The sequence below is a fragment of the Pseudomonas sp. DTU_2021_1001937_2_SI_NGA_ILE_001 genome (genome assembly GCF_032463525.1).
In the GTDB taxonomy this organism is placed as follows: domain Bacteria; phylum Pseudomonadota; class Gammaproteobacteria; order Pseudomonadales; family Pseudomonadaceae; genus Aquipseudomonas.
Genome location: NZ_CP135971.1, coordinates 218,511 through 228,225 on the forward strand (window position 1 = coordinate 218,511; position 9,715 = coordinate 228,225).

The 9,715-nt window shown below is 62.0% G+C and carries 13 protein-coding genes; 7 read left to right on the forward strand and 6 right to left on the reverse strand.

Annotated elements, in window-relative coordinates; all coding sequences use genetic code 11:
* Positions 1–52: 52 nt before the first annotated feature.
* The 5 genes from RRX38_RS01000 (at position 53) to RRX38_RS01020 (ending at position 3,479) form a co-directional block, all read left to right on the forward strand.
* Positions 53–1,213: a DUF1624 domain-containing protein gene (locus RRX38_RS01000; protein ID WP_315961129.1), complete on the forward strand. Its 1,161-nt coding sequence runs from the start codon at positions 53–55 to the stop codon at positions 1,211–1,213.
* 89 nt (positions 1,214–1,302) lie between these two features.
* The gene (locus RRX38_RS01005; protein WP_315961130.1) at positions 1,303–1,473 is read left to right on the forward strand and encodes a hypothetical protein; all 171 of its coding nucleotides are present in this window, start codon (positions 1,303–1,305) and stop codon (positions 1,471–1,473) included.
* Positions 1,474–1,567: 94 nt separating this feature from the next.
* Positions 1,568–2,014 carry an REP-associated tyrosine transposase gene (locus RRX38_RS01010; protein WP_295477503.1) on the forward strand — a complete coding sequence of 149 codons (447 nt, stop codon included), beginning with the start codon at positions 1,568–1,570 and terminating at the stop codon, positions 2,012–2,014.
* A gap of 135 nt (positions 2,015–2,149) precedes the next feature.
* Complete coding sequence (locus RRX38_RS01015; protein WP_315961131.1) at positions 2,150–2,707, forward strand: TetR/AcrR family transcriptional regulator; 558 nt, start codon at positions 2,150–2,152, stop codon at positions 2,705–2,707.
* 295 nt (positions 2,708–3,002) lie between these two features.
* Positions 3,003–3,479 (forward strand): nuclear transport factor 2 family protein, encoded by a 477-nt coding sequence (locus RRX38_RS01020; RefSeq protein WP_315961132.1) that lies wholly within the window; start codon positions 3,003–3,005, stop codon positions 3,477–3,479.
* Between the two features lie 1,238 nt (positions 3,480–4,717).
* Here RRX38_RS01020 and RRX38_RS01025 read toward each other — a convergent pair.
* The 3 genes from RRX38_RS01025 to RRX38_RS01035 all read right to left on the reverse strand — a co-directional run bounded on the left by RRX38_RS01025 (position 4,718) and on the right by RRX38_RS01035 (position 6,224).
* Complete coding sequence (locus RRX38_RS01025; protein WP_315961133.1) at positions 4,718–4,972, reverse strand: DUF2790 domain-containing protein; 255 nt, start codon at positions 4,970–4,972, stop codon at positions 4,718–4,720.
* Positions 4,973–5,080: 108 nt separating this feature from the next.
* The gene (cynS, locus tag RRX38_RS01030) at positions 5,081–5,551 is read right to left on the reverse strand and encodes a cyanase (protein ID WP_315961134.1); all 471 of its coding nucleotides are present in this window, start codon (positions 5,549–5,551) and stop codon (positions 5,081–5,083) included.
* Between the two features lie 34 nt (positions 5,552–5,585).
* A complete protein-coding gene (locus tag RRX38_RS01035; RefSeq protein WP_315961135.1) occupies positions 5,586–6,224 on the reverse strand; it encodes a carbonic anhydrase in 639 nt (212 codons plus the stop codon).
* Positions 6,225–6,334: 110 nt separating this feature from the next.
* Here RRX38_RS01035 and cynR point away from each other — a divergent pair, with 110 nt between their 5' ends.
* On the forward strand, positions 6,335–7,222 hold the full coding sequence (gene cynR / locus RRX38_RS01040) for a transcriptional regulator CynR (protein WP_315961136.1): 888 nt from the start codon (positions 6,335–6,337) through the stop codon (positions 7,220–7,222).
* A gap of 46 nt (positions 7,223–7,268) precedes the next feature.
* Here cynR and RRX38_RS01045 read toward each other — a convergent pair whose 3' ends face one another.
* Positions 7,269–7,424, reverse strand: coding sequence for a hypothetical protein (locus RRX38_RS01045; protein ID WP_315961137.1), 156 nt, complete (start codon positions 7,422–7,424; stop codon positions 7,269–7,271).
* A 539-nt stretch (positions 7,425–7,963) separates the two neighbouring features.
* Between RRX38_RS01045 and RRX38_RS01050 the strand changes: the two genes are divergently transcribed.
* On the forward strand, positions 7,964–8,239 hold the full coding sequence (locus RRX38_RS01050) for a DUF6124 family protein (RefSeq protein ID WP_315961138.1): 276 nt from the start codon (positions 7,964–7,966) through the stop codon (positions 8,237–8,239).
* Between the two features lie 16 nt (positions 8,240–8,255).
* Here RRX38_RS01050 and RRX38_RS01055 read toward each other — a convergent pair whose 3' ends face one another.
* On the reverse strand, positions 8,256–8,855 hold the full coding sequence (locus RRX38_RS01055; RefSeq protein WP_315961139.1) for a GNAT family protein: 600 nt from the start codon (positions 8,853–8,855) through the stop codon (positions 8,256–8,258).
* Between the two features lie 42 nt (positions 8,856–8,897).
* The gene (locus RRX38_RS01060) at positions 8,898–9,671 is read right to left on the reverse strand and encodes a helix-turn-helix transcriptional regulator (protein WP_315961140.1); all 774 of its coding nucleotides are present in this window, start codon (positions 9,669–9,671) and stop codon (positions 8,898–8,900) included.
* Between the last annotated feature and the right edge of the window lie 44 nt (positions 9,672–9,715).

The following is a 9,715-nucleotide window of genomic DNA, read 5'->3' on the forward strand; positions in this document are numbered from 1 at the left end:
GGCTCAAGGCCCCCGTACCACCACCCATTCGAACAACGGACCCTGTTTTTCCATGACCATTGCCGTTCAACCTCGACCCGCTTCGCGGCTGCGCTCGATCGACGCCCTGCGCGGGCTGATCATTCTGTTCATGCTGCTCGACCACGTGCGCGAGACCTTTCTCATGCATCACCAGGTGACCGACCCGATGGATGTCACCGCCACCGCGCCGGCGCTGTTCTTCAACCGGACCCTGGCGCATCTGTGTGCGCCGCTGTTCGTGTTCCTTACCGGACTGTCGGCGTTTCTGTATGGCGAGAAGCACAGCGGTCGCCGCGATGTATCGGCCTTCCTGTTCAAGCGCGGTCTGTTCCTGGTGGTGCTGGAGTGGACGCTGGTCAACTTCGCCTGGACCTTTCAGTTTCCGTTCGCGGTCGTCTACCTGCAGGTGATCTGGGTGATCGGCCTGAGCATGATCGCCCTGGCCGCGCTGGTGTACTTGCCGCGCCCGGCGCTGGTGGCGCTCGGGGTGGTGATCGTCGCCGGGCACAACCTGCTCGACGGCGTGCATTTCGGTGTCGAGTCGGCCATGCATGTGCCTTGGGCGGTGCTGCATGATCGCGGCTGGCTGCAGCTCGCCGAAGGCGTGCGCCTGCGCACCTCCTACCCGCTGCTGCCGTGGATCGGCATCATCACCCTGGGTTACGCCGCCGGCCCCTGGTTCGCCAGCCAGGCCGATGCCGCGATTCGCCGCACCCGCCTGCTGAGCACCGGCGCCGGCCTGCTGGCGTTGTTTCTGGTGCTGCGCCTGCTCAATGGTTATGGCGAGAAGCCCTGGGCCGTGGGGGAGAGCGGGGTGCAAACACTGATGAGCTTCTTCAACGTCACCAAGTATCCGCCGTCGCTGCTGTTCACTTGCCTGACCCTGGGCACCGGCCTTCTGTTGCTGGCCGCCTTCGAGCGCTGGCAGCAGCGCAGCTGGGTCAAACCGCTGGTGACCTTTGGTGCGGCGCCGATGTTCTTCTACCTGTTGCACCTTTACGTGCTGAAGATTCTCTACCTGAGCGCCGTGGCGATCTGGGGGCTGAACCAAGGCCAGTACTTCGGTTTCGACAGCGTAGCGGCGGTGTGGCTGGCCAGCGCGGCGCTGGCAGCGTTGCTGTTCCCGGCGGTGCGCTGGTTTGCCGAATTGAAGGCGCGGCGCCGTGACATTGCCTGGCTGAAATATTTCTGAGGCCACCATTCATCGCCGACACGGCACTTCCCGGTCGGCGACCTCTCCCATGCTTGCAGGCGTTCTGCATCCAAGACGGGAGAGATGTGATGGAAATCGACGAAAACGCACCCGGCAATATTTCCCAGTGCCCGGCGACCCGTACCACCGACAACGAAACCGGTTTCGACTCCAACACTCAGGTAGAGAACGAACCCATGCGGCCCGCGCGTCCTCAGGTGGATGAACGCCCGGCGCCGGCTCCGGAGCGTGCTTCCTGAGCGAAATGTCGGTAACACCCTGGCAAATACTGCCAGGGCCCTGCCGGGGATGGCCCTCTACGCTGTGAACTCCCGATGCCCAGGAGTACCCGCCATGGATGGAGCCGCATTCCCCGTCGTTCAGCCTGCCAGCGTGCACCAGGTGCACGTCCTGACCACCTTGACCGCACCCAGTACCACGCCTTTCCAGGACTTCCACCTCGGGCGGCTGCTGGTGCATGAGCTGCGTGCCGCCCAGGAACACGACCTGGCCGACAGCCTGGCCTGGGTGGTGCTGCCCGACCGGCTGCACTGGCTGGTGGCCCTGCGCGGGGCTTCGGCAGCGCGGCTGGTGCAACGTATCAAGGCCCGCAGCGCGCGGGCTATCAACCGTGCCTTGGGCAGCTGTCGGCCCATCTGGCAGGCCGGTTACCACGACCTTCCCGTCCAGCACGAGGGCGACCTGCTGACGCTGGCCCGGCAGATCGTCGCCTACCCTCGGCGTGCCGGGTTGGTGCGTCGCTCGCGGGACTATCCGCTGTGGGATGCCATCTGGGTGTGACCCGCAGCGTGGGGCTGCCAAAGGCAGGTATTGACGAACCTTTCGTCACTTTCCATGTGGGCACAAGAACATTTTTCCAATGCTTGCTTGACGAGGGAGAACGATCGTTCTACCTTAGTCTTCAAGGAGAAACCAATGACAGACACCCGAGCAAAAATCCTGACCACCGCCGAGCAACTTATTTATCAACATGGGATTCATGCCACCGGCATGGACTTGCTGGTAAAAACCTCGGGTGTCGCGCGCAAAAGCATCTATCGCTATTTCGCGACCAAAGATGAAGTGGCCGCCGCCGCGTTGAGTGAGCGCGATATACGCTGGATGCAGTGGTTCAGAACGGCATGCGACCAAGCAGATACACCGCAAGATCGTATTCTCGGCATGTTTACGGTACTTAAAGGCTGGTTCGAATCAGACGGATTTCGCGGCTGCGCATTCATCAATACAGCCGGTGAAGTCGGCGACCCCGAAGACCCTGTTCGGCAGATTGCGAAGTTGCACAAGCAAAAGTTGCTGGATTATGTACTTGAGTTGACCGAGGCATTGCAGGTCGAGCACCCGCAGGCCTTGGCCCGGCAGTTGCTGGTGCTGATCGAGGGCGCCATCACCACCGCCAGAGTGATGGGTGACTACAGCGCCGCCGACAGCGCAAAGGAAGTGGCGCATTTGTTGTTGAAACAGGCCCTGCCATAAGGGTCTGGGCTTTTGTAAGAAACGCGTGATGATGTTGCAACTATCCGATTGATCTGGAGGCATTCCCATGTCCGACGCTCGCGGTCACTAGTTCGAGTTTGGCCATCTTGGCGACCTCGAATAAGTTTGTTAACTGGCTTCAAACTGTTTGAAGTGCCTGGTGCCGCGTGCGTGGCATGCAGGGTACTGCAATACGCTTTACGTTTACTTCTGTTCAAACAGCCCTTGATGCAAGGGCTTGTGCAATACCCAAACTTAACTTGCGAAATCATTCAATTATCTTGGAGGCACTGCCATGTCCAACGAACAACCTCGCCCGCCACTTCCTCCGTTCACTCGCGAGTCGGCAATCGAAAAGGTTCGCCTCGCCGAAGACGGCTGGAATACCCGCAACCCGGAGAAAATCGCGCTCGCCTATACCCTCGACACGAAGTGGCGTAACCGCGCCGAGTTCGCCAACAACCGGCAAGAGGCCCAGGACTTCCTCACGCGTAAATGGAAGAAAGAGCTGGACTACCGTCTGATCAAGGAACTCTGGGCGTTCACCGACAACCGCATCGCCGTGCGCTATGCCTATGAGTGGCATGACGACTCGGGTAACTGGTTCCGTTCCTACGGCAACGAAAACTGGGAATTCGAGGCCGATGGCCTGATGCACCGCCGCTTCGCCTGCATCAACGACATGCCGATCAAGGAAAGCGAGCGCAAGTTCCACTGGCCGCTGGGACGTCGCCCCGATGATCATCCTGGCCTGACTGAACTGGGTCTGTAACAGGATCTGCCAACGCTCCTTGATGTGACAAAGCACCTTCATCAGGAAGGTGAGGCGTGAAGCCATCGGCCTTGAGTAAAACCCAGGTCGGAAAAACGCTCCTTGTGCTCCAGCCCTGCTGATTCACCCACGCCCTATCAGGCGGTGTGGTGAATCAGCACGGCTGGAGCGTTTTTTTGCGCCCCTGTAAAGCTCGCTCTGCCTGCGTTGAACGCTGCCCGAGTGCGCGCCGGAATTACCCTGCGACACCTTTGAGAACGCTGGAGCCTGCTTGCGAAGGCCGCGTCATGTTCATGGCAGAAGCGCTGGCTTTGCCGGCCTCTTCGCGAGCAAGCTCGCTTCCACGGTCGCAAAGCGCTTGATCGAACAGTTAGACCGGGTAGGAGCGGCTTCAGCCGCGAAGCGGTCGCCTGTTCACAACGGATGTGCAGGGAATTTCCTGGTGCTTTCGCGGCTAAAGCCGCTCCCACCGGGCTGAGCATGCCGCTTGATCGAACAGTTAGACCGGTTAGGAGCGGCTTCAGCCGCGAAGCGATCGCCGGTTCACAACGGATGTGCAGGGAATTTCCTGGTGCTTTCGCGGCTAAAGCCGCTCCCACCGGGCTGAACATGCCGCTTGATCGAACAGTCAGACCGGGTAGAAGCGGCTTCAGCCGCGAAGCGAGCGCCTGTTCACAACGGATGTGCAGGGAATTTCCTGGTGCTTTCGCGGCTAAAGCCGCTCCCACCGGGCTAAACATGCCGCTTGATGGAACAGTTAGACCGGGTAGAAGCGGCTTCAGCCGCGAAGCGACCGCATGTTCACGACAGATGCAGTGAATGTCCTGGCGCTTTCGCGGCTAAAGCCGCTCCCACCGGGCTGAGCATGCCGCTTGATCGAACAGTTAGACCGGGTAGGAGCGGCTTCAGCCGCGAAGCGATCGCCGGTTCACAACGGATGTGCAGTGAATTTCCTGGTGCTTTCGCGGCTAAAGCCGCGCCCACTGGGCCACATGCCGCTTGATCGAACTGATTTGGGCTAAAGGCAGAGAAGGTCTGCTCACCGGCGCACTCCAGGCAAAGCAATCGATAGCGCAGGCGCAGCGTTGGGCATGGGCGGGAGCGCAGGATTCAAGCCACTGGCACGCGGCGGCGTCATCGCCGCTGGATGGTCCGGAGCGAGGGGCGGGGAGGTGTTTCGATGAACAGGGCGGGAGATGGCGCTCTGTAGACGAGCGCCAGTCAGACAGGGGCAGGGGTCAATTGGTACAGCCGGTTGCCATGACCAGATACTCCAGGGTGTGACGACGGCCTTGGGAGTCGTCATAGGTCATCCGCACGGGGACGACTTCGCAGCCAGCAGGGATTTCGGGGTGTGAGACAACGTGGGCGATGTCCAGCGGCACGGTGTAGCGATAAGGCTCGACCGGAGCCGGCGCGGCCTGCGAGGACAGTTCATCGGCAGCGGCGACCGAGCAAAGGCCGCTGAGCAGTAGAGCGAACAAGGGTTTCATGATGGTTCACCGTATGGGGGTGAGCAGATCGCGCCGCGTGCGGCGCTGCTCGGAAAGCGCGGAAAGGGGGGGCGGCGCCGACAGGCACCGACCCTTTGCACCGCCAGGTCAGAAAGGCTTGGTAGGCAGGTATTTGCCGTCCAGGGTGATCACGGCGCGAGAACCGCCTTCCGGATCATCGACCTTCTTGATGTCCAGCTTGAAGTTGATGGCGCTGATGATGCCGTCACCGAACTTCTCGTGGACCAGCGCCTTCAGGGTGGTGCCGTACACCTGCATCATCTCGTAGAAGCGGTAGATGGTCGGGTCGGTCGGCAGGCTGTTCTCGAAGCTGCCGCGAATCGGGATGCTTTGCAGCAGCGCGATGCTGTCGGCATCCAGATTGAGCTTTTCGCCCACCACCTGCGCCGCACTGGCGGGCAGCGGGTGCTGGCCGAGCAGCGCAGCGGTGACGAAAGCCTCGGACAAGCCGGTGCCCTCGGTCAGCTCGGCGAAGGACAGCCCCTGGCGGGCCTTGGCCAGGATGATGATTTCGGTGAGCTGCTGGCGGGTGCCTTGGGTGACTTGAGACTGAATCATGGGGTGATCTCCTTGGGGGACAGTGCCTGTTGCGTTACGAAACGGCGTGGACTTCGGGGTTGTCGGCAAGGCACACGAAGGTGCCGGTGTGGCGATCGAAGGCATCGATGCGCCCGCTCTCGATGTCGTATACCCAGCCATGCAAGGTCAGCCGACCTTCTTCAAGCGCCAGGCGTACCGACGGATGGGTCTGAATGTTGGCCAGCTGGGCAATGATGTTTTCGCGCACCATGGCGGCGACCTTGGTCGGCTGGTCCGGGTGCTGCCGGGCTTCGTTCACCACCTTGGCGGAGTCGGCGTAGCGCAGCCAGCTGGCGACGGCGGGCATGTGGTCCAGGCATTTGCAGGTGGCGATGGCGGTCATCGCACCGCAGTCGGAATGGCCGCAGATCACGATGTCGGCAACCTGCAGGGCTGCGACCGCGTATTCGACCGAGGCCGACACGCCGCCCGGTTCCGGGCCATAAGAAGGCACGATGTTGCCGGCGTTACGGATCACGAACAGGTCGCCTGGCTCACGCTGGGTGACCAGCTCAGGCACCAGCCGGCTGTCGGAGCAGGAGATGAACAGGGCTCTTGGGTTTTGCTGAGTGGCCAGGTCCTTGAACAGTTTGACTCGCTCGGGGAACGCGTCTCTCTGGAACTTCAGGAAACCGTCGATGATGTGCTTCATGGCAGCGCTCTCGATGTCGCGGGGTGTGGAAGCGAGATTACGGAGCGCGAGACATAAGGTAAAAGTCTCATTTATTATGTTTTTTATTAGATATTCTTATGGTGGTAGGCATGCTCGCCCGACACATCCAGTACTTCCATGCGGTGGCCGAACATCTGAGCTTCACGCGGGCCGCAGCGTCGCTGCATGTCTCCCAGCCGGCGCTGTCGCAGCAGATCCGGCTGTTGGAGGAAAGCCTCGGCACACCGTTGTTCGATCGCTCGGGCCGCACGTTACGCTTGACCGATGCAGGGGAGGTCTACCTGCAGTACGTGCGCCGTGCATCACATGAATTGCGCGAGGCCAGGCAGGCCATCCACGATGTCAGCGACCTCAGTCGTGGCTCACTGCGGGTGGCCGTGACGCCCACCTTCACCACCTATCTGGTCGGGCCCATCGTGGCGGCCTTTCACGCCCGTTACCCCGGCATCACCCTGGACCTGCGAGAAATCTCCCAGGAGCGCATGGAAGACCTGCTCATCACCGGCGAGGTGGATGTGGGCATCGCCTTCGATGAGATACGCACGGCGGATATCGAGGCCGTGCCCTTGCTGGTGGAGACCCTCGCGCTGGTGGTCAACCGCCGGCACCGCTTGGCGGGGGAGGCGCGCATCGACCTGCAAAGCCTGAACGCCGAGTCGCTGGTGCTGCTCAGTGCAGAGTTCGCGACGCGCGAACAGATCGACCGCTACTGCCGCATGCATGGCATTCACCCCCAGGTGAAGATGCAGGTCAACGCCCTGGGCGCGGTGCTCGAAATCGTTCGCAGGACAACCCTCTCGACCTTGTTGCCCGCCAAGACCGCCTTGGCCCATGACGACCTGCTCGCCATCAGCCTCGATCCCGAGCGCCTGCAGCGCACGGCGGTGCTGATGCAACGCAAGGACGCCTATCGCAGCGCGGCGGCACGAGTGTTCATCGAGCTGGCCAAGGAGGTCGCCGCACACCTGGAGGATTGAGCGCTTGTGGACTCGGCAGGCACTGGCTAAAGGCAATACGGGTCAGTCAGGCCGGGCCCGAGGCGATGAGGTCGTGGCTCGCATCCACGAAGCCTTGCGGGTCTTCGAGCATCATCAGGTGCCCGCAGCCGGGCAGCTTTCGAGATGCCTTTTGCCCAGGCAATAAAAAACCCGCCGAAGCGGGTTTTTTGTCCCAGACCATCCCACCTCCCTGTCGGCAGTATCCCTTCACGGTCGATCGTCCCTGATCCTGGCGAGCATCCTGTTCGCCAGTGGTTGGATCCAATACTAGGCCTGTGCCTTGGGGTAGAAAATGGCGATTTCCCGCGATCGCGTGTAAGCCTTTGGCTATACCTACGTAATCTGACAGTCCTGTAGGCGATTTCCGGCAACGTCGGTGGCAATGATTGCAAGAAGCCGTCCTTCCGCTTGCAGGATATTTCTGAAAAAATCCCGCCCGCTTGCGCCCCGTACCCCCGCTCTCTACGCTGCCTGCCGTCGCTGAAGCCAGCGGCAGGGCTTGGCCGCCCGCAACGTCCGAAGTATGGAGATAGCGCGTCAGCGTGTTCGTGGGTACCCGTTATCCGCGCAACGTCATGGCAGCTGCGCAAGGGACACCTTCGGGTGTGCCGGGTGATCTCCTACCGTCCGGTCGGCCAACCCTTGTGCAGTTGCCACCCCATTCGTTTGGCCGCGGGTTGGGTCGGTGATTCCTGTTCATGCAGCCAGTAGGAGTACGCCATGAAGAAACTCGTTCCCGATCCGTCGCTTTCCCTGGTCGCCTCCTGTGCGACGCCGTCCTCGATGAGCTTTGAAGACCAGCTCAACCACGCCGCCGACCTGCTCAACTGCGCGAATGCCACGGCCTATGAATGCGGCGACAGCCTGCACGGTCAGCCGCGTGCCCTGGCGATGGCCTCCGCACACCTGATCGCCCAGGCCCAGGCGGTCATCGAACAGGCCCTCGCCGGCCTGCAGCACCTGCCGATCACCGATCCGCTGCGCGAAGGTACCTGAAGCTGGTCTTGGGGCGTCAGGCCAGCGTCGCGCGCAAACGGTCGGCAGCCGGGTCGCTGGCCAGCAGGCTGAACTGGTGCAGGCTGAGGAAGCTGCCAGCCTTGCATTCCACGTCACGCAAGGTGCCTTCCAGGGTAAAACCCAGCGCCTGCAGCAGCTTCACGCTGGGCAGGTTTTCCGGTTCGACGTCGGCGTGGACGCGGTGCACGCCCATGGTCTGCAAGGCATGCACCAGGATCACCGGCAACGCCCGGCGCATCAGGCCCTGGCCCCAGGCGTGGGGCAGCAGCCAGTAGCCCAGTTCGATTCGCCGATGCGGGTGGCACCAGTCGTTGAAACCGCAGGCGCCGATCAACTGGTCATCGGTCTGGCGCGCCAGCGCCCACCAGATCCCGCTGCCGGATTCGACGATGTGCCTGTACCAGGCCATCTGCTCCTCGGCGGCGGCCAGGCTGTCGTAAGACACCCCGTAGTGGGCGATGACCCTGGGGTCGGAAAGGCCGGCGTAGACCTGGGGCAGGTCCGTCGCGCGCAGCGGGCGCAGGCGCAGCTCGCCCAAGTCGAACGAGGGGCCTGCCTCGGCCGTGGCGGGGTGACGATAGGTGTGGGAAATCATGTGAATCCGTTTTCTGAAAGTGCCTGTGCGGTAATGAGAAACTCAGCCCCTGGCCATCCAGCTGGCCAGGCCATGGCGGCCCTTGACCCCCAGCTTACTGGCGGCGCGCTTGAGGTAGCTCTCTATCGAGCTGTTCTTCACCTGTAGCCGCGTGGCCAGTTCGGGCACGCTGGTGCCCGAGAGAAAACCGACGCACACCTCCTGTTCACGGGCCGACAGCGGCACATCCGCGCGTTCGAGTTTCCGCGAGAAGGCCTTGTCGATCGAGTCGCTGTGCTGGCCTGCGCCGGGCGTGGTCGGGCCGGGTGGCGTCAGATTGCGCGAGTGCTGTTCGAGCAGCTTCAGCAGGGTGTCCGCCAGGTTCTTGAGTACTGACATTTCCTGCAGCGAGAAGGGCGGCGAGCTGGCCTGCCGAGAGACGCAGATGACTCGGCGCAGGCTGCCACTGCCAGCCACCAGGCTGCACTGGTCGGCCAGGCGTTTCGAGTGCTGATCGCCGGCAGGCAGGCGGCGCTGGATCAGCAATGGGTCGTCCATATGCAGAATGCTGGGTAACAGGCTCTGCACGTGCTCGGCGCTGGCTGCGTTGTCAAGTGGTAGCCCAGAGCCACCCAGTACGGTGATCCGCTCGACGCTGGCCCGTTGCATGTCCAGTGTCCATTCGCTCATCTCCAGGCCATCGACCTGCACCAGGTCCTCGATCAGCCCGAGCACCTGAGCGGCGAAGCTCGGGTATCCCATGCTCGAGACTACCCGTGCCAACTGTCGGCAGAACAGTGGATCGTTGAGCTCGTCGATGCGTACTGCGCTGTTCATGGTGACCGCTACTCCCCTTAATGACACGTCCAGAAGCTTTCCGT